This is a genomic window from Helicobacter sp. 23-1048 (genome assembly GCF_053654545.1).
Genome location: NZ_JBSIUT010000001.1, coordinates 1,271,127 through 1,294,824 on the forward strand (window position 1 = coordinate 1,271,127; position 23,698 = coordinate 1,294,824).

Annotated in this window: 37 protein-coding genes and 1 pseudogene; 3 read left to right on the forward strand and 35 right to left on the reverse strand. The window is 39.2% G+C overall.

All coding sequences use genetic code 11. The features are described 5' to 3' along the window. Window positions 1-7: 7 nt before the first annotated feature. From exbB to ACWIWK_RS06345, 4 genes are all read right to left on the reverse strand, one after another. Entirely contained in the window at window positions 8-436 is a 429-nt protein-coding gene (gene exbB / locus ACWIWK_RS06330) for a TonB-system energizer ExbB (protein ID WP_454151855.1), read from the reverse strand. Window positions 437-711: 275 nt separating this feature from the next. Then, window positions 712-1,083: a hypothetical protein gene (locus tag ACWIWK_RS06335; protein WP_454151856.1), complete on the reverse strand. Its 372-nt coding sequence runs from the start codon at window positions 1,081-1,083 to the stop codon at window positions 712-714. Window positions 1,084-1,094: 11 nt separating this feature from the next. Beyond that, window positions 1,095-3,404 (reverse strand): DNA methyltransferase, encoded by a 2,310-nt coding sequence (locus ACWIWK_RS06340; RefSeq protein ID WP_454151857.1) that lies wholly within the window; start codon window positions 3,402-3,404, stop codon window positions 1,095-1,097. Between the two features lie 142 nt (window positions 3,405-3,546). Continuing rightward, window positions 3,547-4,059 carry a peptidylprolyl isomerase gene (locus ACWIWK_RS06345; RefSeq protein ID WP_454151858.1) on the reverse strand — a complete coding sequence of 171 codons (513 nt, stop codon included), beginning with the start codon at window positions 4,057-4,059 and terminating at the stop codon, window positions 3,547-3,549. Between the two features lie 257 nt (window positions 4,060-4,316). On the opposite strand from ACWIWK_RS06345, the gene ACWIWK_RS06350 reads away from it, so the two are divergent. Next, window positions 4,317-5,399, forward strand: coding sequence for a hypothetical protein (locus tag ACWIWK_RS06350; protein WP_454151859.1), 1,083 nt, complete (start codon window positions 4,317-4,319; stop codon window positions 5,397-5,399). A gap of 28 nt (window positions 5,400-5,427) precedes the next feature. On the opposite strand, the gene rplQ is transcribed toward ACWIWK_RS06350, so the two are convergent. The 30 genes and pseudogenes from rplQ to ACWIWK_RS06500 all read right to left on the reverse strand — a co-directional run bounded on the left by rplQ (window position 5,428) and on the right by ACWIWK_RS06500 (window position 21,037). Next, window positions 5,428-5,781 carry a 50S ribosomal protein L17 gene (rplQ, locus tag ACWIWK_RS06355; protein ID WP_454151860.1) on the reverse strand — a complete coding sequence of 118 codons (354 nt, stop codon included), beginning with the start codon at window positions 5,779-5,781 and terminating at the stop codon, window positions 5,428-5,430. A 9-nt stretch (window positions 5,782-5,790) separates the two neighbouring features. After that, a complete protein-coding gene (locus ACWIWK_RS06360) occupies window positions 5,791-6,798 on the reverse strand; it encodes a DNA-directed RNA polymerase subunit alpha (protein ID WP_454151861.1) in 1,008 nt (335 codons plus the stop codon). A gap of 24 nt (window positions 6,799-6,822) precedes the next feature. Beyond that, window positions 6,823-7,449, reverse strand: a complete 627-nt coding sequence (gene rpsD, locus ACWIWK_RS06365; RefSeq protein WP_454151862.1) for a 30S ribosomal protein S4 — start codon at window positions 7,447-7,449, stop codon at window positions 6,823-6,825. A gap of 37 nt (window positions 7,450-7,486) precedes the next feature. Further along, window positions 7,487-7,879 (reverse strand): 30S ribosomal protein S11, encoded by a 393-nt coding sequence (gene rpsK / locus ACWIWK_RS06370; RefSeq protein ID WP_454151863.1) that lies wholly within the window; start codon window positions 7,877-7,879, stop codon window positions 7,487-7,489. Window positions 7,880-7,893: 14 nt separating this feature from the next. Further along, window positions 7,894-8,256: a 30S ribosomal protein S13 gene (gene rpsM, locus ACWIWK_RS06375; protein WP_454151864.1), complete on the reverse strand. Its 363-nt coding sequence runs from the start codon at window positions 8,254-8,256 to the stop codon at window positions 7,894-7,896. 4 nt (window positions 8,257-8,260) lie between these two features. Beyond that, the gene (rpmJ, locus tag ACWIWK_RS06380; protein WP_454151865.1) at window positions 8,261-8,374 is read right to left on the reverse strand and encodes a 50S ribosomal protein L36; all 114 of its coding nucleotides are present in this window, start codon (window positions 8,372-8,374) and stop codon (window positions 8,261-8,263) included. A gap of 172 nt (window positions 8,375-8,546) precedes the next feature. Beyond that, a complete protein-coding gene (infA, locus tag ACWIWK_RS06385; protein WP_454151867.1) occupies window positions 8,547-8,765 on the reverse strand; it encodes a translation initiation factor IF-1 in 219 nt (72 codons plus the stop codon). A gap of 9 nt (window positions 8,766-8,774) precedes the next feature. Next, window positions 8,775-9,533, reverse strand: a complete 759-nt coding sequence (gene map / locus ACWIWK_RS06390; protein ID WP_454151869.1) for a type I methionyl aminopeptidase — start codon at window positions 9,531-9,533, stop codon at window positions 8,775-8,777. An 8-nt stretch (window positions 9,534-9,541) separates the two neighbouring features. After that, complete coding sequence (gene secY / locus ACWIWK_RS06395; RefSeq protein ID WP_454151871.1) at window positions 9,542-10,804, reverse strand: preprotein translocase subunit SecY; 1,263 nt, start codon at window positions 10,802-10,804, stop codon at window positions 9,542-9,544. Next, a complete protein-coding gene (rplO, locus tag ACWIWK_RS06400; protein WP_454151873.1) occupies window positions 10,805-11,230 on the reverse strand; it encodes a 50S ribosomal protein L15 in 426 nt (141 codons plus the stop codon). An 18-nt stretch (window positions 11,231-11,248) separates the two neighbouring features. Continuing rightward, complete coding sequence (rpsE, locus tag ACWIWK_RS06405; RefSeq protein WP_454151875.1) at window positions 11,249-11,689, reverse strand: 30S ribosomal protein S5; 441 nt, start codon at window positions 11,687-11,689, stop codon at window positions 11,249-11,251. 12 nt (window positions 11,690-11,701) lie between these two features. Continuing rightward, a complete protein-coding gene (gene rplR, locus ACWIWK_RS06410; RefSeq protein ID WP_454151877.1) occupies window positions 11,702-12,073 on the reverse strand; it encodes a 50S ribosomal protein L18 in 372 nt (123 codons plus the stop codon). A gap of 10 nt (window positions 12,074-12,083) precedes the next feature. Next, a complete protein-coding gene (rplF, locus tag ACWIWK_RS06415; RefSeq protein ID WP_454151879.1) occupies window positions 12,084-12,620 on the reverse strand; it encodes a 50S ribosomal protein L6 in 537 nt (178 codons plus the stop codon). A gap of 9 nt (window positions 12,621-12,629) precedes the next feature. Beyond that, window positions 12,630-13,025 (reverse strand): 30S ribosomal protein S8, encoded by a 396-nt coding sequence (rpsH, locus tag ACWIWK_RS06420; RefSeq protein WP_454151881.1) that lies wholly within the window; start codon window positions 13,023-13,025, stop codon window positions 12,630-12,632. Window positions 13,026-13,034: 9 nt separating this feature from the next. Beyond that, window positions 13,035-13,220, reverse strand: coding sequence for a type Z 30S ribosomal protein S14 (locus ACWIWK_RS06425; protein ID WP_454151883.1), 186 nt, complete (start codon window positions 13,218-13,220; stop codon window positions 13,035-13,037). 1 nt (window position 13,221) lies between these two features. Then, window positions 13,222-13,767 carry a 50S ribosomal protein L5 gene (gene rplE / locus ACWIWK_RS06430; RefSeq protein WP_454151885.1) on the reverse strand — a complete coding sequence of 182 codons (546 nt, stop codon included), beginning with the start codon at window positions 13,765-13,767 and terminating at the stop codon, window positions 13,222-13,224. Beyond that, window positions 13,767-14,003, reverse strand: a complete 237-nt coding sequence (gene rplX, locus ACWIWK_RS06435) for a 50S ribosomal protein L24 (RefSeq protein ID WP_454151887.1) — start codon at window positions 14,001-14,003, stop codon at window positions 13,767-13,769. The genes rplE and rplX overlap by 1 nt, the downstream gene beginning before the upstream one ends. A 10-nt stretch (window positions 14,004-14,013) precedes the next feature. Further along, window positions 14,014-14,382: a 50S ribosomal protein L14 gene (rplN, locus tag ACWIWK_RS06440; protein WP_454151889.1), complete on the reverse strand. Its 369-nt coding sequence runs from the start codon at window positions 14,380-14,382 to the stop codon at window positions 14,014-14,016. Then, entirely contained in the window at window positions 14,379-14,645 is a 267-nt protein-coding gene (gene rpsQ / locus ACWIWK_RS06445) for a 30S ribosomal protein S17 (RefSeq protein ID WP_454151891.1), read from the reverse strand. Before rpsQ ends, rplN begins: the two co-directional genes overlap by 4 nt. Continuing rightward, a complete protein-coding gene (gene rpmC / locus ACWIWK_RS06450; RefSeq protein ID WP_454152042.1) occupies window positions 14,642-14,860 on the reverse strand; it encodes a 50S ribosomal protein L29 in 219 nt (72 codons plus the stop codon). The genes rpsQ and rpmC overlap by 4 nt, the downstream gene beginning before the upstream one ends. Then, entirely contained in the window at window positions 14,847-15,272 is a 426-nt protein-coding gene (rplP, locus tag ACWIWK_RS06455) for a 50S ribosomal protein L16 (RefSeq protein ID WP_454151892.1), read from the reverse strand. The genes rpmC and rplP overlap by 14 nt, the downstream gene beginning before the upstream one ends. A gap of 3 nt (window positions 15,273-15,275) precedes the next feature. Then, window positions 15,276-15,995 carry a 30S ribosomal protein S3 gene (gene rpsC, locus ACWIWK_RS06460; protein WP_454151894.1) on the reverse strand — a complete coding sequence of 240 codons (720 nt, stop codon included), beginning with the start codon at window positions 15,993-15,995 and terminating at the stop codon, window positions 15,276-15,278. Window positions 15,996-15,997: 2 nt separating this feature from the next. Further along, entirely contained in the window at window positions 15,998-16,603 is a 606-nt protein-coding gene (rplV, locus tag ACWIWK_RS06465) for a 50S ribosomal protein L22 (RefSeq protein ID WP_454151896.1), read from the reverse strand. Between the two features lie 23 nt (window positions 16,604-16,626). Beyond that, window positions 16,627-16,908, reverse strand: coding sequence for a 30S ribosomal protein S19 (gene rpsS / locus ACWIWK_RS06470; protein ID WP_454151898.1), 282 nt, complete (start codon window positions 16,906-16,908; stop codon window positions 16,627-16,629). 14 nt (window positions 16,909-16,922) lie between these two features. Beyond that, window positions 16,923-17,750, reverse strand: coding sequence for a 50S ribosomal protein L2 (gene rplB, locus ACWIWK_RS06475; RefSeq protein WP_454151900.1), 828 nt, complete (start codon window positions 17,748-17,750; stop codon window positions 16,923-16,925). Window positions 17,751-17,760: 10 nt separating this feature from the next. Next, on the reverse strand, window positions 17,761-18,042 hold the full coding sequence (locus ACWIWK_RS06480) for a 50S ribosomal protein L23 (RefSeq protein ID WP_454151902.1): 282 nt from the start codon (window positions 18,040-18,042) through the stop codon (window positions 17,761-17,763). Window positions 18,043-18,174: 132 nt separating this feature from the next. Further along, window positions 18,175-18,771: pseudogene (gene rplD, locus ACWIWK_RS06485) on the reverse strand (50S ribosomal protein L4); the annotation flags it as partial. Between the two features lie 39 nt (window positions 18,772-18,810). Further along, window positions 18,811-19,386, reverse strand: coding sequence for a 50S ribosomal protein L3 (gene rplC / locus ACWIWK_RS06490; RefSeq protein ID WP_454151904.1), 576 nt, complete (start codon window positions 19,384-19,386; stop codon window positions 18,811-18,813). Window positions 19,387-19,416: 30 nt separating this feature from the next. Continuing rightward, window positions 19,417-19,728 carry a 30S ribosomal protein S10 gene (gene rpsJ / locus ACWIWK_RS06495; protein ID WP_454151906.1) on the reverse strand — a complete coding sequence of 104 codons (312 nt, stop codon included), beginning with the start codon at window positions 19,726-19,728 and terminating at the stop codon, window positions 19,417-19,419. A gap of 391 nt (window positions 19,729-20,119) precedes the next feature. Then, window positions 20,120-21,037, reverse strand: a complete 918-nt coding sequence (locus ACWIWK_RS06500; RefSeq protein ID WP_454151908.1) for an outer membrane beta-barrel protein — start codon at window positions 21,035-21,037, stop codon at window positions 20,120-20,122. Between the two features lie 188 nt (window positions 21,038-21,225). Between ACWIWK_RS06500 and ACWIWK_RS06505 the strand changes: the two genes are divergently transcribed. Together ACWIWK_RS06505 and ACWIWK_RS06510 are read left to right on the forward strand one after the other, a co-directional pair. Beyond that, a complete protein-coding gene (locus tag ACWIWK_RS06505; RefSeq protein WP_454151910.1) occupies window positions 21,226-22,545 on the forward strand; it encodes an MFS transporter in 1,320 nt (439 codons plus the stop codon). A gap of 121 nt (window positions 22,546-22,666) precedes the next feature. Beyond that, on the forward strand, window positions 22,667-22,942 hold the full coding sequence (locus ACWIWK_RS06510) for a NifU family protein (protein ID WP_454151912.1): 276 nt from the start codon (window positions 22,667-22,669) through the stop codon (window positions 22,940-22,942). 9 nt (window positions 22,943-22,951) lie between these two features. Here ACWIWK_RS06510 and ACWIWK_RS06515 read toward each other — a convergent pair whose 3' ends face one another. Beyond that, window positions 22,952-23,683 carry a hypothetical protein gene (locus ACWIWK_RS06515; RefSeq protein ID WP_454151914.1) on the reverse strand — a complete coding sequence of 244 codons (732 nt, stop codon included), beginning with the start codon at window positions 23,681-23,683 and terminating at the stop codon, window positions 22,952-22,954. Window positions 23,684-23,698: the final 15 nt, after the last annotated feature.

A 23,698-nucleotide genomic window follows, 5' to 3' on the forward strand; every position in this document is an offset into this window, starting at 1 on the left:
AATAATATTATTTTTTCTCTTGCCAAATAGCGTAACGATTGAGATATACATCAACTTTGCGTAAAAACACATTATACACAATCAATGTAGGAATCGCTACCACAAGTCCAAGCGCAGTCGCCTTAAGTGCAGTGGATAGCCCTATCATAATGCTTTTGGCATCGAGTCCACCACTCACTCCCATATCATAGAAAGTTATCATAATGCCAACCACCGTGCCTAAAAGACCGATATAAGGTGCATTTGAATAAATAATATACAGCGCGGTAAGATTCTTACTTAAAGCTTCCTCTAACTCTTCTTTGTTTGGATAGGATTGGATATTTAACTTCATAAAAAACAACACGCGCTCGATACTAAACCATACAACTAAAAAACTCATAATTCCTAATATGCAAAATATACAAATATCAATATATTCTTTTAAAAGTTCCATACTTAACCCCTTAGGATTCAAAAATTATCGGGGTATAATATAGTAATTATTCTTAAAAAAATCTTAAAAATAGTCCAAAATTCACATATTTTTCACAAATTGTTGAAGCATTTGTAAAACACAATAATAAAGAAGTTTTAAGCGAAGTATAATGAATTACAATAAAAATGAAGGAGCGACAAATGACAAAATATTCCCCCCCCATTGCGGATGGGGAGTTTTGATGGAAATCGCATTCACAATGGAGGGGGAGAATTTTTTAACTTCGCGGGAATCTAATCATCTTTTTTAACCAAAATCAATTCTTCGTAGCCAAAAATAGCATTTTCTACAATTTCATCAATTTTGCTTTCTAATTGTTCTTGTGCAGGTTCTGAATCAAAACTATACAACGCTTTAAAATAGATTTCCCCGCCCTCCAAAAATTCATATTTTTCGGGGCTACTAAGCAATGCGATTTTTTCATCATTATCGCTTGTAGATTCGTTGAGAAAATCCAAAAATGCTTCAAAAATATCATCGTTAATTCCCCACGCATTTATTAAATTTTCCTCATCTTGCGCAGTTTTTGGAGTAATGTGATTGTTTTTATCTATCACAAACACCACTTGTTCTTTTGATTCACCCATAGTTGCTATAATTTCCATTTTGTCCTCCCTTAATCGTCAAATAATTTTGGTTCTTTTGTTTTGAGTTTCCATTCGCCCGTTTCTTTATTTTCAATGGCAAGTTCGCTTAAAATTTCACGCACTAGCTTTTTATTTGCTTGAATCCCATTTTTTAGCAATGGTAAAATATTCAAACATAGCGAATCAAATTTTACGCCACTATTTTCTCTATCTGCTTTTTTTAGTTCGCCTAAAATGTAATATCTAGCCCGTTCTTCGATAGGAATGCCGTAGTTAAAGATTTTTGCCGAATCTCTTATATGATAAAGTTTTGTTTCGCTGTCATAGTCAAATCGTTCATTTATTAGCAAAAGCACATTTTCAAATTTGCTCATAAGTGTGTGATAGCCACCTTCTAATGCCATTTTAACAAGATTTGCATTGATTAGCTCCAAACTTGCGCCATCATTTTCAACGATAACTTTTTCAATATCTTTAAACATTTGCTCCAAAGATTCAGTCCCTGTTTCAGTTTTTGCTCTTGATTTTGCATTGTCTATTTTTTTGAAATACAAAATAAGTTGCCCTTTAAGCACTCGGGTAGGAAATTGTCTTTTAACAAAAGTTGTTTGTCCATTATCTTGGCTAATACAACCCACATATTCAAAGCCCACATTTTCGGCAGATTCGACAATGACTTGAAAAAGTCTTGTATCTTGGTGTTGAAATACAAATGCTAACCAGCGATTAAATTTAAGCACACGATACATTTCTTTGAGCGACTTTTTCATTAAATCCTCATAGTCATATTTGGATTTTTCTAAGCTACCTTTTTCAATGCACTCTTTTTCGCGCGTTGCCAAATCCACAGGCAAATCTAACCACGCATTCCACAATACGCTTAAATCCAAATATGGGATTTTCGCTCCATAAGGTGGGTCAGTGTAGATAAAATCCACACTTTGCGATTCTATCTCTGCTAGATTCGTAGCGTCTGCTTGAAATATTTTTTCGCCGTTTGTTTTGGATTCGAGCGAATCTACTTTTTCTAAATTTTCTCTTTGGCTTAACATTGTGCTTTTAAAATCTTTAATAACGCGTTGCAATGACTCAAAATAGGCATTATAAAAATGTGGCGAATTTTCTAGCTCTCTTTTTCCCATTAAAACGCGTTTAATTTTTTGTCTAAACACAGAATTTGTATTTAAAAATATAGGTTTTTTTGCAACTCTATATCGCTTATAAAACGCAAAATAATTGCCTCCGCCATCTGGTGTAGGGTGAAAAGTTAGGTTAATTAAACTCAATGTATTATAAAATGCCAAAAGTAGCGAATAGCGCATTTCCTTTTGTTTGATAGTTTTTTGCAAAATTAGCTTTCGCAAAATGGCAAGCTCGGCAAGTTGCATTTTTGTAAAAAGTTTTAATACGGAATCTACATCGCTACCTTTTTTGGGCAACATTTCATCTTTGGGAATCCATAGCGTAGAATCTTGCATTTTTGTGCTTGCCACTTCGCCAAACTCTTTGTCAATAGCGTTTGGATAGTATTTTGCATTTTTAAGCAATGCCTTTGCTTCTTTGTCATTTTTGGGGCGGAGCGTTTCAAATTCGCTTAAAATCTCTTCGCTTAAATCATACAAATCCCCTAAATTCACCTTTGCGCTGAGTGCTTTTACCATAAAGATAGAGAGCGGGTTTAAATCCGTGTGAATGCCGTAGCGATTATTCATCATCGCTTCAATCGCCGTAACGCCTGTGCCACCAAATGAATCAAGCACAATGTCGCCTTCACTTGTAAATGCTTTGATATTTTGCGTAACAATATCCCAGCTTTGGCGCGTAAAATAGGCAAGGCAACCAAAATGTCGCCTTGCTTCTTGTTTCTTTGGATTTAAAATCGGCTTTGGAATCTCGCGTGAGAGATACCACTCATCATTCTTTTTACTTGGGATTTTGCTTGATTTTTGCGCTTTTTGCTTGGTAAGTAGCTCTTTAAGTTCGGGCATTTTGGATTCGCGCTCATTTGTCAAATCCACTTCAACTACCACGCCTTGCGCGTTAAAGGCGATAAATTTGCGCCCATTGCATAGCGCGTAAAGTTCGCACTCAAAGGCAAGCATATAGCTTAAAGCCTGTTTTTGCGCCTTGCTACCTTTGCTTATGTCGATTTTGGGGGCTTTGGCGTCCAAAATGCAATGCGCCTTAGAATCCACGCACAGCAAATAATCAGGCGTCAAATCCGTATCAATGCTTTTGTTGCTACCGATTTGGATTTGCGCTTTGAGCGTTTTTGAAAGCACGAGTTCCAACTTTTGTGGGCTTTTGTCGTTTTTTAGCACAAAGCCAAAATCCGCCAAAATAGGCGCGATGATAAATTCACGGACGGAATCTTCTTTAAAATCATCATTGTCTAAAAGCGTGAAATCAAAATTTTTTAGCGTATTTTCTAAAATAAAGCCTTTTTACACAATATTAGGCAGAATTGTAGCAAATCAAACCTTAAACTTCTTGTGAAATCTCAATAGATTCTATGACATCGCCTTGCTTGATAGAATCTAGCACCTTTAAACTCTGCGTATCATCTGGGCTAATGCGTCCAAACACCGTGTGTTCTCCATCTAAATGTGGCTGAGGCGCAAAGCAAATAAAAAATTGACTTCCACCGGTATTGCGCCCTGCGTGCGCCATTGAGAGTGTGCCCTTTTTGTGTAGATGAGGATTATTTTCTAACTCACAGGCTATCGCATAACCCGGACCACCTGTCCCAGCCAAGCGTGGATTATCTTTGCTATGCGGACAACCACCTTGTGCCATAAAACCAGCAATCACACGATGAAAGCTAAGTCCATTATAAAAGCCTGCATTAGCCAAGCTAGCAAAATTGCTTACCGTATTTGGCGCATCATTTGGAAAAAGCTTGATACACATTTTTCCTTTGTTTGTAGTAATTGTCGCATAATTAAGCTTCTCAAGCTCTTCTTGTGGCAAGTTAAATGTTTTTAATTCACTCATTGTAGTTCCTTTAGCGTTTGTTAAGCGGTGTTGCATATATCCAAAGCCAGCACAAATCTTGCAAATGGGAATCTTACATACAATCTCGCTTTTAAAAAGCCACATTTTACCGATATACAAGAAACAATTTGCAATTAGTGCTTAAATTTTATACATAGAAACCAAAAACCACAAAGAGGATAAATGTCAGGGCTAGGACGGCTTATTTTTGAAGTTATAGTAGTGCTTTACCCCGCTTTTACTAAGGGCGTTGATGTATGATTAGAGTATATATTGGCGGGCTTTTACTTGGCATTATCTTGGCGTTTGTGGCGTGTTCAGAGGAGGATTACCCCATAGGCGCATCACCTGCGTGGAATTATATCCCAGATAATATTTCCTCTCTCACGCCTAAGGAGCAAGAAGAATTGCGAAAAAGACTTACCACAGCAAGCAATGATAAAAGCACCAATGAAACAGATAAAGACAACAAACAAGATGATGAATCCAATAAGCAAAAGACCCCAAAACCTCAAAATACCAAAAAAGCCCCCTCCAAATCCCCTGCCCCACAAAAAAGACAAAAAGACCCTTTCCTCCCACAGCAAAAAGTTACAACAAAACCTTTGCCAAGTTGGATTTATTCTACTGCTATTATCGAAGTGCATTTCCACGATGGCAGTATGAGGAAGGGATTTGCCACAATGGTAAAGAATGGATTGTATCTTACTTCCTCAGAGATTGTGTATAGTGACTCCCTTATACCGAGTGCTATCTTTGCCAAAATACAAGATACAAGTGCTAACATTATTATTTGCGCCTTTAAACTCGACCTTAGAGCTATTGATATGGATAGTGGCTTGGCACTGCTTGAAAATATCGCTAGCACCGATGATTATTGCAATGTGCGAGAAAAAAGCTACTACCACGATAGAATCCAAAAAAAATATGCTGTTGATATTTTTTCCCCTACGAGCAAACTTACTCAAAACCAAAAAGTCTTTTATTCATTTATCGATGAGGGCTATTCATTTGTCCCAAAAAGTTTAAAGTTAGGGCGTGCGGAGAGCTACTTTGATGAAAAAAGACATAGAGAAATCCCCTATGGTTTCAACATTGCGCGTGAAGAATACGAGAATCTTCTCTTTGGTAAGGGGATTTTTGATAGCAATGGGAGGTTTTTAGGGATTGTTTCTTTAAGCCCAAAGAGCTTTTTACCTGTGTTTGTAAAAAAAGAGGTATTGCAAGATTTTGTGTGTGATTTAAATGAAAGGTCTATTGTGAATAATGCAGAAATTACGCGTGGGTGTAAAAATCTAAAATACAGAGAGCGATACTTCTTAAGTAAAAGCTCTCTATAAAATTATAAGATTGTAATCTTTGTAAAAATTATTGGATAAACTCAATAATTGCCATTGGAGAAGCATCGCCTCTTCTTAAGCGAGTGCGATTGATACGCGTATAACCACCATTGCGCTCTTTGTAACGCGGGGCAATTTGTGTAACGATCTTTTTGGTGCTCTCCTTGTCTTGTAGGTAAGAGAAAACAAACCTATGAGCATTTGAGTCGCCTTTCCTTGCAGTGGTTACAAGTTTTTCAACATAGCTTTGTAACTCTTTTGCCTTAAAAACACCTGTTTCAATCTTCTCATACTTAATGAGTGCTATGGCAAGATTCTTTAACAACGCTTTTCTGTGCGAACTTGTGCGCCCTAACTTTCTATATCCGTGATTATGTCTCATTGTCTTTCCTTATGCTTTAAGTTTGGCGAGCTTACGCTGAAAGGCAAGCTCCACTTCCTTTGGTAATTCCACCCCAATGGGATAACCAAGCTCTTTACATTTACTAGAGATTTCCTCATAGGATTTTTTACCCATATTTTTGATACCCTTTACTTCACTCTCTTGCATTAACACGATTTCACCAATGTATTTCAAGTGCGACCTATCAAGGCAGTTGAAACATCGCGCACTTAAATTAAGAGAATCTAAAGTAATAAGAAGCGTTCTAAGCTCACCAGAATCCTCTGCATTTTTGTTTGGTAGAGAAATCTCATTAAGATTCACACCATAAATACTCATTTGCTTATACATTACGGTGATAGCATCATTGAACGCCTCTAATGGCTTAATTTGCCCATCTGTCTCAATATCAAAAACAAGTTTTTCAAAATTTGGATTATCTTCTAGTAAAACATTACTAATATCATACACTACTCTTTTTACAGGAGTGAAATACGCATCTAACGGGATATAACCCTCCTGCACATCAGGACGCAAATCCTCACTTGGCACATAACCTATGCCTTTTTTAATCACTAACGAAAAATTTAATTCAAAGCCCTCATTTATCGTGGCTAAATACACTTCAGGATTCACGACATCAGTAACGGAGTTTTGCAAATCCTTGCTATTAAGCACCATCGGACCTTTAAAACTATAAGTAACCTCATTACTCAAGTCGTTGTTGTCGTTTTTATCGACAATATTAAACCGAATATTTTTAAGATTAGCGATGAATTGTGAGACATCTTCTACCACACCGCGAATAGAATCAAACTCGTGTGTAACGCCGTCTATCTTAAGCGCAGTAGCTGCGTAGCCCACAGAGCTAGAAAGTAGCAATCTGCGCATAGGGTGAGCAAGAGTGATAGCATAGCCAGATTCAAAAGGAAAAACCGTGAGTTTAATGCGATTTTCTCCTATCTCCTCGACTTCAACGCTCTCAGGAATATATGGCTCTGTTTTAATTACTTTCATTTTTACCACCTTTACTTTTTATTTTTACTTAGAATACAACTCGACTATAAGTCTTTCCTCAATAGGTATAACGACTTCTTCTCGCTGTGGATAGCGCGTATAGATTCCAAAGGCTTTGTCTTTATCCACATCAATCCAAGCTACAATGCCTGTTTGCGCACTAAGCTCGATAGCACGCACAATTTGTGGATTATTTTTGCTTTTTTCTTTTATTTCAATCTTTTGTCCTGCGCGCACACTGTATGATGGTATATCCACTCGCTTACCATCAACTAAAATATGCCCGTGCGTAACAAGCTGTCTAGCAAATCGCCTTGTAGTAGCAAATCCCATACGATATACAACATTATCCAATCTTGATTCTATAAGTCGAATGAGATTTTCTCCTGTGTTGCCTTCTTGTCTATTTGCCTCTTTAAAAAGTGAGCGGAATTGTCTCTCGCTTGTCCCATACATTATCTTAGCTTTCTGTTTTTCGGCAAGTTGAAGTCCATACTCTGAAATCTTCCCTCTACGAGCTCCGTGCTGACCCGGTCCATACGCTCTTTTATCAAGCGCACTTTTCCCAGCCAATCGCCTCTCACCCTTTAAAGCCAAAGATACACCAAATCGTCTTTCTAATTTCTCTACTGCTCCTCTATATCGTGCCATATTTGCTCCCTTTGTCAATTATTTCATAGAATCTAGCTTACACGCGTCTGCGTTTTGGTGGTCTGCAACCATTGTGTGGCAATGGCGTTACATCTTTTAACCAAAGCACCTTAATGCCCTCAACTCCACCAATGCTTTTAATCGCTGTTTCTCGCCCACTTCCCGGACCTTGCACTTTGATTCCCACTTCTTTAACTCCGTGTTCCTTTGCTTTAGCAAGCGCGCTCTCCACAGCTTGTTGCGCAGCATAAGGAGTGGATTTTTTACTTCCCTTAAATCCTAAACCACCAGCTGTCGCCCAACAAATAACATTTCCCATTTCATCGGTTACAGTTACATTGGTATTATTAAAACTCGCCGAAATACAAACAATCGCTTTAGCAATATTTTTTTTTGCTACTTTTTTCTTTGTTACATTGCGTTTTGCCATTATTGCGCTCCTTATTATTTGCTACCTACGGTTTTTTTCTTGCCCTTGCGTGTGCGAGCATTGTTTTTAGTCGTCTGTCCGCGCACAGGCAATCCCTTTCTATGTCGCAAACCACGATAAGAACCTAAGTCCATTAGTGCCTTGATATTCATCGTTACCCTCTTGCGTAGGTCGCCCTCCACTATGTAACTCTCCTGAATCTTCTTAGCAATACTTGAGATTTCACCCTCATTTAAATCACTAACGCGCTTATCAAAAGAAATATTAACCGCCTGCAAAATATCCCGTGAGCTCTTAAGCCCAATGCCATAAATATAAGTAAGCGCGTATTCTACACGCTTTTTCTTTGGCAAATCTACACCAGCAATTCTCGCCATATTGTTATCCTTGTCTTTGTTTATGTTTTGGTGTTACGCAAATTACACGCACCACGCCCTTACGCTTGATAATCTTGCATTTATCACACATCTTTTTGACCGAAGTCCTTACTTTCATACCATTCTCCTTAAAAGATTATTTTGTGTGTCCAAAGAGGTTGGATTCTACACAAAAAAGCATTAAAACCTTCTTAGATTCCATAAATTTATAGAATCTACCGCTTAAGATTCTCTTTTGTATTTAGGTGAGAATCCTAAACGCTAGCTTCTACAAACCCAATCATCTAACCTCACTTACTCCTATAAATGATGCGCCCCTTATCGAGGCTATAAGGTGTAAGTTCAATTTTCACCTTATCGCCAAGCAAAATTTTGATGTAATTCATTCGCATTTTCCCAGCAATACGACATAGCACAATATGTCCATTATCAAGTTGCACGCGAAATGTGGCATTTGGTAACACTTCAACCACTTTGCCATCAACTTCTATCACATCATCTTTTGCCATTTTGCTCTCCTATGCCTGCGTTAATATCTGTGCTTTGCCACCGATAACTGCCACTGTGTGCTCATAATGACTGCCATTTAGCCCATCTTGTGCGATTACCGACCAATTATCATTCAAAATTTTTGGAATCCCATCCTTTTGCGCTATCATTGGCTCGATACAAAACACCATTCCATCGCGGATTTTTGGACCCTGCTTTGGATTTGGAGACTCCAAGTAATTGGGAATCTCTGGTTCTTCGTGAGGCTTGCGACCGATTCCGTGTCCACAAAATCCCCTTAGTGGAACAAAACCACGAGCATAGATAAAATCTTCAAGCATTTTGCTTAACTCTTTAAAATGCAAACCACTTCGCACACAATCAATAGCATAATACAACGCGTCTTTAGCACAGCCAATGAGATTCTCATCTTGTTTGCTAATATCTCCAATCCCAAAAGTTACCGCTCCATCGCCATACCAGCCATTATACTGCACACCCACATCAATGCCTACAATATCACCATTTTTTAGCGTATAATCACTAGGGATTCCGTGAATGATAACTTCATTCACGGAAATACACACAGCATTTGGGAATCCATACAATCCCTTAAATGAGGGTGTCGCCCCCCTTGATAAAATATAATCCTCAATAATAGAATCCAACTCATTTAAACTCATTCCCTCTTTGGCACTTTTTTGCCCAAGCAAAAGAGCTTGCGCGACTATTTCATTTGGGATTTGCAAACAAGCAATTTCTTTAGGATTCTTAATTGTTATAGCCATCCGCGCTCCTATAAACTTACTGCACTTAAGGTTTTGTATTTATTCATATAAATTTGCGCTTCAATTTTACGCATTGTATCAATCGCTACTTGCACAACGATAAGCACAGCCGTCCCACCAAAGTAAAACTGAATGCCCGTAGCCTTGACAATAAGCCAAGGAAGCGTAGATACAATAGCAAGATACAATGAACCCCAAAGCGTTAGATTGCTTGCCACAGCATTTAAAAATGTCGCTGTGCTTTCACCCGGACGCATACCGGGGATAAACCCGCCTTGTCGCTTGAGGTTATCAGCAATATCTTTAGAATTAAATACAATAGAAGAATAAAAATACGCAAAGAAAACTACCAACAAAAACATAAGAGCATTATAATAATATCCATTAGGACTAAGAATCACAGCGACTTCACGCACTACATCATTTGATGATGCACTATTAAGTAATGTAGATGGAAACACCAAAATAGCAGAAGCAAAAATAGGCGGAATCACCCCGCTTAAATTGATTTTAATAGGAATGTAATTCATAATGCGCTTATTTTGGTTTTGCATAATTACTTTCCTTGCATAAGAGACTTGCACCCTACGCTCCGAAAGCTCCACCATAATAATAGCAAGCACGGTAAGCACCACCACTGCAATAAGTCCAAGGAATACAAAGATATTGATTTGGTCTGTATTGACGAGCTCAAAGAGCGTTTGGATAACAGATGGAATCCCTGAAACAATCCCAGCAAAAATGATAAGACTAATACCATTACCCACACCCCTTTGGGTAATCTGCTCGCCAATCCACATTAAAAGCATTGTCCCCGTGAGCATTGAAAACACTGCAAGACACATAAAAGTCGGCATATCTAGCGTAACAGCTGAGCGCGAGCCTTCTTGCACACTCCCTAGCCCAATACTCACGCTCACTGCTTGGATAATTGTGATAACAATGGTTACATAACGAATGATTTGCATATACTTTTGCATTCCATCGCGTTCTTTTTTCATCTTCGCTAATCCCGCAAAAGTCGCACTCAAAAGCTCCATAATAATCGAAGCAGTAATGTATGGCATAATGCCTAAAGAAATAATGCTAAATCGCTCTACGGCATTACCATTAAACATATTAAATAAGCCCAAGATTCCATCTGCGTGCTGGTTTATAATGTTTTTAATAACACCCACATCGACACCGGGCACGGGAATATACGCTAAAATTCTATACGCAAATAAAAACGCAAGAGTGATAAGAATCTTATTGACCAATGCCCTCGTCATCTATTCTGCCTTTGCTTCTTTGGTCTTTTTTTGACCGCTTGTTGTGATATTTTTATCCTTAATCTTTGTAGCAAAAGACTTTGCCTTTTGACCAATAATTTTGACTTTCTCAACATACAAAGGGATACTGAAATGTTGGCGTAAGGATTCTACAGTAATCTCTGTAAGAGAATCTAGCGACTTAGCTTTGTCTGCATTGATTATGTATGGCTTTTTCACACGAGAAGTAAAACCGACCTTTGGCAATCTCCTTTGCAATGGCTGTTGCCCACCTTCAAAACCTCTCTTTGCTTTATAGCCTGTGCGAGCAGTTTGTCCTTTACCACCACGGGTAGAGGTTTTACCCATACCACTGCCTTGTCCGCGCCCCACTCTTTTGATTTTCTTTACACTGCCATTAGCTGGCTTAATGTTTTCTAACGCCATTATAAACTCCTTAATGTTTTAGGCTTTCATCTTTGCTAACGCATCAAATGTCGCACGCACAATATTGTAAGGGTTGTTTGAACCAAGTGATTTGGTCAAAATATCCCTAATTCCTGCTAGCTCGACCACAGGGCGCACTGAACCACCAGCAATCACGCCTGTCCCCTCACTTGCGGGCTTAAGTAAAATTTTACTTGCGTTGTATTTATACTCAATGTCGTGAGGAATTGTCGTGCCCTTAATATTGACTTTAATGATATTCTTAAATGCATCATCAATCGCCTTTTTGATTGCATCTGGCACTTCTCTCGCTTTCCCTAAACCAAAGCCAATAAGTCCCTGCTTATTTCCAACAACCACCAACGCATTAAAACGGAATCTTCGTCCGCCTTTAACCACCTTTGTTACGCGTCCAATATTCACCACTACTTCACTAAATTCTTCTCTGTTGATTTCCATAACGCTTCCTTTTTATAGCTCTATGCCATTTTCTCGTAAAGTATCTGCAAATGCCGCCACAACGCCGTGATACAAGTATCCATTTCTATCAAAAACCGCCTTAGAAATGCCAACTTTTTTTAAGTCTGTGGCAAAGGCTTGAGCGATTTTCTTTACACTTTCTTTGTTGTTATTTAAACCAAGCTTTTTGCCATCTACCGCCGCGATTGTTTTGGATTGTGTATCATCAATAGCCTGAGCATAAAAATATTTATTAGAACGAAAGATAGAGATTCTAGGTGCTTGTGCCACTCCATAGATTCTACCCTCACCATTTTTGCCTCTCACTCGAAGCTTACGCTTAATGCGTAAAAGCTTTTTTCTTTCTAATACATTTTCTCTCATTGTTTATCCCTTATTTTTTAGAAGTTTTACCAGCTTTGCGAATGATAACTTCATCGCTATATTTTATGCCCTTACCTTTATAAGGTTCAGGTGGGCGAAACTCACGGATTTCAGCAGCAATTTGCCCAACCTGCTGCTTGTTGCTCCCCTTAATGGTAATAACATTTTTATCTACACTCATCTCAATGCCCTGTGGTATATCATATACTACAGGGTGTGAAAATCCAAGTGCAAGCTCAAGTTTTTTTCCATTTACCGCGACCTTATAGCCCACACCATTTACCTCTAGCTTTTTAGAGAATCCTTGAGAAAGCCCGACTACGATATTGTTCGCCAATGCTCTATATGTCCCCCAAAATGCACGAGATTGCACGCTATCATCTTTTTTACTAAAGCAAAGATTGGCATCTTTTAGCTCAACGCCAACGCGTCCAAAAGTCTCCAGTTCTTGACTTTCTTTTGCTCCCTTAAAGAGAATCTTAGAGCCACTTACACTTACTTCCACACCCTTAGGGATACTAATTGGTCGCTTTCCAACTCTTGACATACTTCCCTCCTACCAAATACTACACAACGCTTCGCCACCGACATTTTGGCGATACGCTTCATCATTTGCAATCACACCTTTACTTGTGCTCACTACAATCACACCATAGCCATTTTTAAACCGCTTTAGTTCGCTACGAGCCTTGTATATGCGTCTCCCTGAAGTGCTTATTCGCTTAATCTCATTGATGGCACTCCTACCTTGCTCGTCATATTGAAGTTGCACGGTGATAGACTGCTTGCCATTATTTTCATTTACTCTAAAATCCCTAATAAAACCTTTTGCCTTAAAAACCTCAAGGATAGAAACAACGATTTTTGCATAATACAAATTCGTTACTTCAAGGCGTCTCATTGAAGCATTTCGGATTCTAGTTAGAGAATCTGCAATAACATCATTTACCATTTTTGCTCCTTACCAGCTTGCTTTACGCAATCCGGGGATTAACCCCTCATTGCCCATCTTTCTCAGACATACACGACAAAGTCCAAAGTCTCTATACACAGAATGCGGTCGCCCACAAACCTTACAACGCGTATAAGCACGCACACCAAATTTTGCCTTTCTTTTTGCCTTTGCTACCATTGATTTTTTTGCCATTTTATCGTCCTTTTGAGAAAGGCATACCAAATAGTTCTAACAACTTGAATGCCTCCTTATCATTGTTGGTTGAAGTGATGATGTTAATGTTCATACCGTGCGTTACCATAATATCATCATACACGACTTCTGGGAATATAAGCTGTTCGCTAAGTCCAAAGCTAAAATTCCCTCGTCCATCAAAACCGCTACGCTTAATCCCGCGAAAGTCTTTCACCCTAGGAAGTGCAATAACAATAAGCTTCTCTAAGAAGTTATACATCATATTTCCCCTAAGGGTAACTTTAACACCCATTGGCATTCCCTCACGCATTTTAAATCCAGCCACAGACTTTTTTGCTTTGGTAATAATTGCCTTTTGACCAGCAATAAGCGAAATGGTATCTGCGATATTTTGCATAATCTTAGAATCTTTAGCGTGTTCGCCAGCACCGACACTAATAACAATTTTTTCTAACTTTGGCACAAGCATAGGATTGCTAAGTGAAAGCTCGCCTTTTAGCTTTGGCGCAATTTCCTCTTTATACTTTTTTCGTAATGCAAACATTATTCAACCCCTTCTGATTTTTTAACATTTGAAATGTGCATTGGCATTTCCTTATTGATAAATCCACCCTTTGGTTCTTTTTCCGTAGGTTTAATGGCTTTTTTTACCATCTTTAATCCCTCAACGATAACCTGAGCCTTTTTGGGAATCACCTTTAACACCTTGCCCTTTTTACCACGCTCATCGCCAGCGATGACCTCTACCGTATCGCCCTTTTTAATCTTATACTTTACCATTATACGCTCCTTATAACACTTCGGGTGCTAGTGAAACAATTTTCATAAAGTTTGCGTAGCGCACCTCACGGCTAACAGGACCAAATATTCTCGTTCCTATTGGTTCTTTCTTGGCATCAAGTATCACTGCCGCATTTTCATCAAAACGCACAAGAGAGCCATTTTCTCTGTGGATTTCTTTTTTTGTGCGCACGATAACTGCTTTAACTACCTGCCCTTTTTTCACCTTGCCATTGGGGATAGCTTTTTTTACCGAAGCCACAATCACATCACCAACCCTCGCATATCGCCGATGACTACCACCAAGCACCTTTATACACATTATCTCTTTTGCACCACTATTGTCAGCGACATTCAAGCGTGTAAAACTCTGTATCATAGCTCGACTCCTTTAGTGATAATTTCCTTTAAGCTAAATGCCTTTGTTTTAGAGATAGGCTTACATTCAATCGCGCTTACCACATCACCTACTTTTACACTATTGCCCTCATCGTGGATAGTGTATTTTTTGAATCGCTTTACGATTTTTCTATACTTTGGGTGAAGCACCTTGCGCTCCACCAAAACTACAACACTCTTATCACCAGCCTTACTTACAACCTTGCCAGCAATCACCCTTTTATGTGCTTGTTTTTCACTCATTTTGTATCCTTATTTGTATTTTGCTTGACATCTTGCTTCGCACCTATGGCGGTGTTAATCCTAGCAATGTCCTTGCGCACAACCCTTAGCTCACTTGTATTTGGCAACTGCATTGTCTTTAGTTTAAGTCTCTTTTCAAAGAGCAACGACTTCTTTTCTTTTAACAATTCTTGCAACTCAGCAATGCTTTTATCTTTTAACTCAGTAAATTTCATTTTCACTCTCGCTCGTTATAATTTTTGTCTTAAATGGTAGCTTGCTCTGCGCTAAGGCTAATGCTTCGCGTGCCAAACTCTCCTCAATCCCTGTCATTTCATAAATGATACGACCCGGCTTGATATTCATAACCCATTTTTCCACACTGCCCTTTCCTTTACCCATTCTCACTTCTAGTGGTTTTGCAGTAAGTGGCTTATCGGGGAAAACACGAATCCAAACCTTACCAGCCCTTTTGATATGTCTTGTAAGGGCAATCCTTGCTGCCTCAATCTGACGGGAATCAATGCGTCCAAGCTCCAATGCCTTGATACCGATATTTCCATACGCCAAGCTCGAGCCACGCATCGCCTTACCACGATTGCGCCCCTTCATCTGCTTACGATATTTTGTCTTTTTTGGCATTAACATTTTTTATTGCCTCCCTCTTTTTGTTCTTTTTTGAGAATCTCTTTCTGCTCCATTGTCTCTTTCGTCTCTCTCATCTCTTTCTTGTTGGATTCCCTTTTGTAAAACTTCGCCTTTAAAAATCCACACTTTTATACCTATGATTCCGTAAGTTGTGTATGCTTCAGCAAAACCATAATCGATTTTTGCGCGAAGTGTATGAAGTGGCACACGACCTTCCATATACCATTCGGTGCGAGCCATTTCAGCTCCTGCCAAGCGTCCAGAGACTTTTACTTTAATGCCCTTTGCGCCTGATTTAATCGCTGATTGCATAACTTTTTTCATCGCTCTTCTAAACGCCACACGCTTTTCTAATTGTGTTGCGATATTTTCTGCAGCAAGTTGAGAGTTTGTTTGTGGGCGTTTTGCTTCTTTTATATTGATAGTTACTTCCTTACTTACAAGTTTTTTAAGCATTTCTCGGTTTTTCTCAATATCTACACCCTTCTTACCAATGATAAGTCCGGGTTTAGAAGCGACCACAGTTACGCGGACTTTCCCAGCTGCACGCTCAATGATAATCTCACTCACCCCTGCATAATACATTTCTTTTTTCAAAAATTTACGAATTTTATGGTCTTCTAAAATATTTGAAGGTGCTTCATCAAAAGCTGGAAACCAGCGTGAAGCCCAATTTCTGTTTATCCCTAATCTTAACCCAATCGGATTTACTTTTTGACCCATACTTATTTGCCCTCACCTTCAGTTTTTTTGTTTGCCTTTGGCTTAGTTTGTTTTGGCTTTGCAGAATCTACACTAGATTGCGCATTTGCCTTTGTAGCCTTAGGTTTAGTTTGTGTTGTTTTTGACTTAGATTCCACTTGTGTAGATTCCTTAGTCTTAGGTTTAGCTGTTGCACTTGTTTTTGTCGCTTGAGGTTGAGTTGTGCTAGTTTTTGTGCTTTGTTGTGTCTCTTTAGAAACCACTTTGTCATTGTTTTTAGTTTTTGCTTGTTGTTTTTGTTTTTCTTGAGATTTTTGTGTCCCAACTTCTACAAAAATATGCGACATTGGCTTTCTAATAGGTGTGGCTCGACCACGCGCTCTAGGTGTGAAACGGCGTAAAACCGCACCTGCATCAACCCTACAAGAAGTAATAATAACCTCTTTGGCGTCATAGCTTCCATTTGCCACAGCTGAAGCGATGACTTTATAAATCACCCGTGCTACCTTATTAGGTGTAAATTCCAAACTTGCAAGCGCAAGCTCTGCGTTCATTCCTTGCACTTCTCTTGCCACTAAACGCGCCTTTGTTGGAGAAAGTCTAATATTTCGTAACAATGCTTTACTCATTTTCTACCTCTACTTATCAATCTTTATTTGCCAATTTTCTTTTGGACACTGCCCTTGTGCCCCTTGAATGTCCGTGTAGGTGCAAACTCCCCGAGCTTGTATCCCACATGATTTTCTGTAATATATACAGGCACAAATGCCCTGCCATTATGGACATTAAAAGTTAGTCCGATCATATCAGGGAGAATCGTGCTCCTGCGCGACCAAGTTTTGATAGGTTTATTGTCTTTTGCCTCTTTGCTTTTGGCGACTTTCTTTGCCAAATGAGAATCTATAAAAGGACCTTTTCTAATCGACCTTGCCATTGTTGCTTCCTTTGTTATTTTTTCTTTCTTGAGATAATAAGTCTATCGCTCGCTTTTTTCTTGCGAGTTTTAAAGCCCTTAGCAGGCGTGCCCCAAGGTGAAACAGGGTGTCCGCTAGAGCCTGTCTTGCCCTCTCCACCGCCGTGTGGGTGATCTACAGGGTTCATCGCACTACCACGAGTTTGTGGGCGCACTCCCAAATGACGATTACGCCCTGCCTTGCCAATAGAAATGTTGATAAAATCTTCATTTCCTACCACGCCGATTGTCGCCATACATTCTTCTAAGATATAGCGCATTTCACCGCTTGGCATTCTTAGGATAATGTATTTGCCCTCACGCCCCATTATCTGCGCACTTGCTCCTGCACTTCTAGCGAGCTGTCCGCCAGCACCTGGGTGCATTTCGATATTATGCACGATTGTGCCTATGGGGATAGCTTTTAGCTTCATCGCATAGCCTGTCTTTATGTCTAGCCCAGATTCCGCTGCAATAACTACACTGCCCACACTTAGCCCACTTGGCTGTAAAATATATCGCTTCTCGCCATCAGGGTAAGAAACAAGCGCGATTCTGCAGTTGCGATATGGGTCGTATTCAATCGCCACCACTTTGCCCTCGATATTAAATTTATTGCGCTTAAAGTCAATAATTCTATAGAGTTTCTTTGCACCACCCTCTTTGTGTCGGCTCGTGATTCTGCCATTGTTGTTACGCCCTGCACTTACAGGCAATTTTGTCAAAAGTCCGCGCACACTAGGTTTAGCGGTAATATCTTTTGAGCTAAGGTTGCTCATAAACCTGCGAGATGGCGTATATGGTTTATAGGTTTTAATTGCCATTTGTTACTCCTTATACTGATAGCGCATCGATTTTTGCGCCCTCTGGAATCTTTACATAAAATTTCTTAAAAGAAGCTCTTTTGCCAGCTCTTCCACGAAATCGCTTTGACTTTCCCTCTTGTCTTAAAGAATTGATTCTAATAGGGGTGAATCCAAAGTATTCTTTAAAAACAGCTTTAAGTTGATTTTTGCTTACGCCATCAGCTGTCTGCACGACAAGCACACCGCGCTCCTGCATAGAAAGCGACTTTTCTGTATAAAGAATTGCTTTAATATCTGTTATATCTGCCATTGTCGCTCCTTATGCCTCTTTAGGTTTTTTTGTGGATTTTGTGCTTGTTGGCTTAGATGAGGGCTTTTTTGCCTCCTCTTTTTGTGTGCTTTGCTTTACTTTGTCTTGTTTTTGTGTAGATTCCTTACCGATGAGTGCCTCAAAAGCCTGCTTCTCTATTACTACTGAGCGAAAGGTCGCCACAAGATACGCATTAAGCTCATCAAAATCTACCAAAAAGCAATCACGCAAATTACGAAATGCTAACGCACTCTTTTCATCACTAAACTGCGCGACAAAAAGCGCGTCTCGCACACCAAGCTTTGAAAACTTAGCAAAAGCATCTTTTGTCTTCCCGCTGCTTACCGATACAGAATCTACGATAAATAAAGCTCCATTTTGTGCCTTTTTCTCTAGCGCATATTCCAATGCCAAACGCTTTTGCTTTTTGTTGATTTTTAATGTATAGTTGCGCTTGCTCGGTCCGTGCGCCACACCACCGCCTACAAACACAGGCGAAGTGATACTCCCTGCGCGCGCTCTACCGCCACCTTTTTGCGCCCAAGGCTTTTTGCCACCGCCACTTACATTGCCACGAGTCTTTGCTAATGCACCATTTGCGCGGATAGAAGCCTCATACGCCTTAACACACAAATAGAGATTATGCTCGTTGATGTCGGCATACGCCTTTGGTAGCTCGACCTCACTACTTTTTTTAAGATTCTCATCTAAGAAAATTGCCTTACTCATTGCCTAACCTTTATTTTAACTTTTTTAATAAATCCATAATTAAATCACTTGGATTCTGCCATAAGCACCCTTATGTCCAGCGACAGAGCCCTTAAGCACCAAGATATTACTTTGCTTATCAAACGAAAGCACCACATTTTTACCATTCACAAGCTCATTGCCATAATGCCCAGCCATTTTTTTGCCCTTTTGCACGCGTCCAGGCCACTCGCGATTCCCAATAGAGCCTAATCGTCTATGGAATCTTGAGCCGTGCGCCGCAGGACCACCTTGAAAATTCCACCGCTTCATCGCACCGCTAAATCCACGCCCTTTGGTGTAAAATATGCTTTTCACTGCTTTAGCAGATTCTAAAGCATCAAGGCTCAAATCACCTTGCTGTGCGCCCTCTAACTCAAGTGTAGCAAACTTGTTAAATTCTTTACTTAAGTTATACTTTTTTTGTGCTCCCGCTATGGGTTTGTTTGTGCCCTTGCCTTTAGAGTAGGCTACTATGGCTTTACCATTTTCGCCCACTTCGCACACCTTAGCATTTAGGACACGAAGCAGTGTAACCGCCTCGCTCTTGCTCCCTATGGTGCGACTCATACCAATCTTTTCAACGATAAACTCCATACAACTATCCTTTTATAAATGTAATCAAATCTACTTATCCATTGAAGTTACTTCTACATCAACCTCAGGGGCAAGTGCCAAACTCATTAAGCTATCCACGGTCTCAGGTGTAGCTGATATTATATCAATGATACGATTATGCACGCGGATTTCAAACTGCTCGCGTGAATCTTTGTTGATATGTGGCGACTTGAGCACGGTATAGCGTCTCTTTTTAGTCGGTAGTGGGATAGGTCCTTTGATTTCTGAACCTGTGCGCTTAACTGCCTCGACAATAGCCGAAACAGAGCGGTCTAAAACCCTGTGGTCATAAGCCTTTAACTTCAATCTAATCTTTTCCATATCTATCCTTTTTGCACAAAGAACTCATTACTTTTGCAATGTTTTTAAGGTGTGAATTGTAGTAAAAAAATTATTTTTTTGCAAGAGTTTTTCACACTTTTGGCATTTTAATTTAAATTTATTTCCTTTTTATAAGGAAATTTAATGTATGCTGCAAATAAAATTGTTTTATATATGTTGAGCGAAGCGAAATATCTAAAAATAATACAAAAAGAGATACTTTAGCTTCTATGAAGCCTCAGTATGACAAATAAGATTTTGGATATTTACAATATGACTGAGTGAAGTCTATATAAGATTGCCACGAATCGCTTGCGCGATTCTCGCAATGACAAATGCAAATTTGTCGTATTGAAAGGCAAAATGCCCAAAGTATGAAGTATCTAAATTCCTAAAAATTAAACATATACCTCAAAAAAACATTCCATCCTTGTCTTGATTTGATGACATTATTCATTACGTGCATTATACCGCCACCTTGCATATTAGTCGCTGTCTCGCCATCGAGGACTGCTCTAGAGTATATCGGCACTCGCACGCCTAATTCCCAAGTCTGAAAGCCATAAGTATTCGCCCTTAAGCCCGCAGTAATCGCCATATCAAGCCCGAAGCGACTATCATCTAATCGCTGATTATTTTTATTATACCCACCAATGTTACCATTGACGGAAGTATTTTGAAGGTCATTATATACGCCTAAGATTTCTTCTAAGCGTGAAGAGTTCCAATACTGTATCCCAGCACTCGCCCCTGTAAATACGCCTGCCGTAAAATTCTTGCGGAAAAAGAAATTTAGCATTACATCGACATTGGCATTAAAATTGATTTGATAAGTTTTTATATTCTTGCCACCGGGTATAGTAAAAAGATTGTTGTAACTCAACTCCTTGCTCTCAAAGGTAAAATCGTTATAAAATACCGAGTTATAGACCCTTAAGCCAAAATGTCGTCCAAACCAATGGTTATATCCCGCTAAAAGCCCATATCCTATCCCATTATCTCTATGGCTAATGGGATCTCCTTTACCATTAGTTACAGTTAAGCCTGAGAGTTGTTTATGTTTATGATTTTCGTTGTATAAAAAGTCGCCATATAAAACTTGCAGACCAACAAAAAAGCCATTCTTATCACTGGGCTTGATTTTTTTCTTTTGATTTTGAAATCTCGCCCTCGCATCAAATAAATCATCAATGTTAGGAGCCGCCTGCAATGGGATAAAGCCCACTATCGCTATCACAAGAGAAGCGATGATTAGCTTACGGGGGGGGGGGAGACTGCGTGTCGTCATTGCGTGAGAAATTTTTGTCATAATTAACTCCTTGTTAATAATTTTATTTAATTAAGAAATTCTAGCATAGAAATCGAATGTTTTTACAGAAAATCACTTTGCAATATAAAAAAATCCTAAAATAAATTTTGCCCTAAGATTCTCATTTATTGCTATTTTTTGCTAACATACTCGATTATATTATCATAAAAAATTTTAGGGAATCACCAATGTTTAAAGACATTTTCGCACTCACGCTCGTTTCATCGTTGCGCTTCTTTGGGCTTTTTATCGCATTGCCTGCTATTGGCATTTATACTAAAAGTTTTGAGACAAGCGCATTTTTGGCAGGCATTGCCGCTGGTGGGTATGCTATCACACAGATTATTTTTCAAACCCCATTTGGAATCTTAAGCGACAAATACGACAAGAAAAAAATCATTATTGTAGGACTACTGATTTTTATCGCGGGCTCTCTTATCTGTGCGTTTTCAGACTCTATTGCTATGCTTATTGTCGGGCGATTTTTACAAGGAGCAGGGGCGATTGGCAGTGTGATAAGCGCGCAAATCGCCGAACTGACAAGAGAAGAGCAACGCACCAAAGCAATGGCGATTATGGGGGCTGGAATCTTTATAGGATTTATCTTAGCGATGATTTTAGGACCACTTGTAGCAGGATATTTGGGACTTAATGCCATATTTTTCCTCACTGCGATTTTAAACATTATCGCTCTTGGTATTTTGGTGCTAAAAGTCCCTCCCACACCAAGTATTCGATATTCTTTTAGTAATGCGCCTTTTAGTGATGTATTAAAAAACAAAAATTTACAAGTGATGAATTTAAGCGCGTTTTTGCAAAAGTTTTTAATGATTAGCACCTTTATCCTTGTCGCACTTACGCTAGATTCTAAGTTTTCTTACAATGAGCAAGATTTGTGGGAGATATATGCGCCAGCTGCAATTTTAGGGCTTTTGGCACTTGGTCCAAGCAGTATCTTAGCACAAAAAAAGGGCTACTTCAAGCAAGTAATGCTTTTTGGGATTGTATGTTTTGCCCTATCTTATCTTTTGTTGGGAATCGGCGTGTATTATAATGCACTTTGGGTGTTTGTGATAGGTGTGTTTGTGTTTTTTATAGGATTTTCCATTCACGAGCCTATTATGCAAACGCTCACAAGTCGCTATCCTAAAGCTCACCAAAAGGGAAGTGCGCTTGGGTTTTTTACTACAATGGGATTTGTGGGGTCTGCACTTGGTGCGATAAGTGCTGGAGAGGCATATCAACATTTTGGTTTGCTTACCTTAAGCATAGCCACAGCGTTTGTATGTGTGGCGTGGGGGATTGTGATGATATATTTCTTAGAGAATCCAATCAATGAAAAAAATCTCTATTTTGAGATGACACGCTATCCACAAGAGCACTACAAAAGGTTAGATTCTCTAAATGGCATTATTGAGTGGTATAGCAATCTCACACAAGGTGTAGTGATAGTAAAGTTTGATAATACACAAGTAAGTGAGGAAAAGATTATCCAAACTCTAAAATAAGGGGTGTAAAATTATGGAAGGTGAAAAATTTGTCATAGCGGGCGTCTTAATCGTGTATATGATTTTTTTAATCTATCGCAATCGCCATTACTTTAAAAAAGACTAATATTTGGAGAAAACAATGCAAGACTTTCCATTCAGCGATGAGGAACTACAAACTCCCGTAAGAGTGGTTATTGAGAAAGTGCGCCCAATGCTAAACCTTGATGGCGGGGATATTAGCATTTTGGGGATTAAGGATTCTAAAGTGTATGTGAGATTAGAGGGTGCGTGCCACGGATGTCCAGCAAGCGCAAATACACTAAAATTTGTCGTGGAAAATAAATTAAAAGAAGAAATTCACCCTAATATTGAGATTATCAACATTCCTCACGACCAGCCAAATCCCTTTGCTTAAGCTCTGTGATTAGCGTATATTGATAGGAATCTTTAGCGAGATTCTAAAAGAATGCTGTGTGGGCGTATCTTTCGCATAATCTGTGCGATAAATCAATGCAAAATGCACGGGGAAACTTGGGTAAAGCAATGCACCAAAATCTATATAATTTCCACTCTCTAAATTTGCGTGCTTAAATCGATAGCCAAATCCAAGAGAGAAGCTTAGGGCTTGATGTCCTTTGAAATTTAAAAGCTGTGGGTGATAATATCCCTCTGCACCCAATCGAAATACAGAATCTAATGGTGCGTGAATATCAAGTGCTTGCTCATAACGCGCCCTTACACCAAAGAAAAACTTCCTATTTGCACACTCACTGGGTAATCCCAAAGAACCTATGTCAAATGAAAAAAATCTCGGAGGTAAGGGTTTGTTTTCATCTCGCAAATTCCACATATAACCAAAGCCAAAACTTGCAGAATTAAAGCGATTTGATATGACATTAAGCCCGTGAGCGCGAGAAACTCTACCCTCCTCGCAAAAAATCTTTGGAGTGGGTTTGCCGTTATAAGTTATTTCTCTTTGCTCATCTTGCATTTGTGATTGTATCAATCCATCTAAATACTGCATTGCGCGAATCTCATCTTCTTTTGTAAATTCATCGCCCAATGCTATTAGCGGAGCTAGCACAATACACAGCATAAAAACAACTTTGCTAAGCACAATCTCTCTTTTGTGTGGATTCCAAATTTTGTGTCTCATCGCTCACTCCAAAAA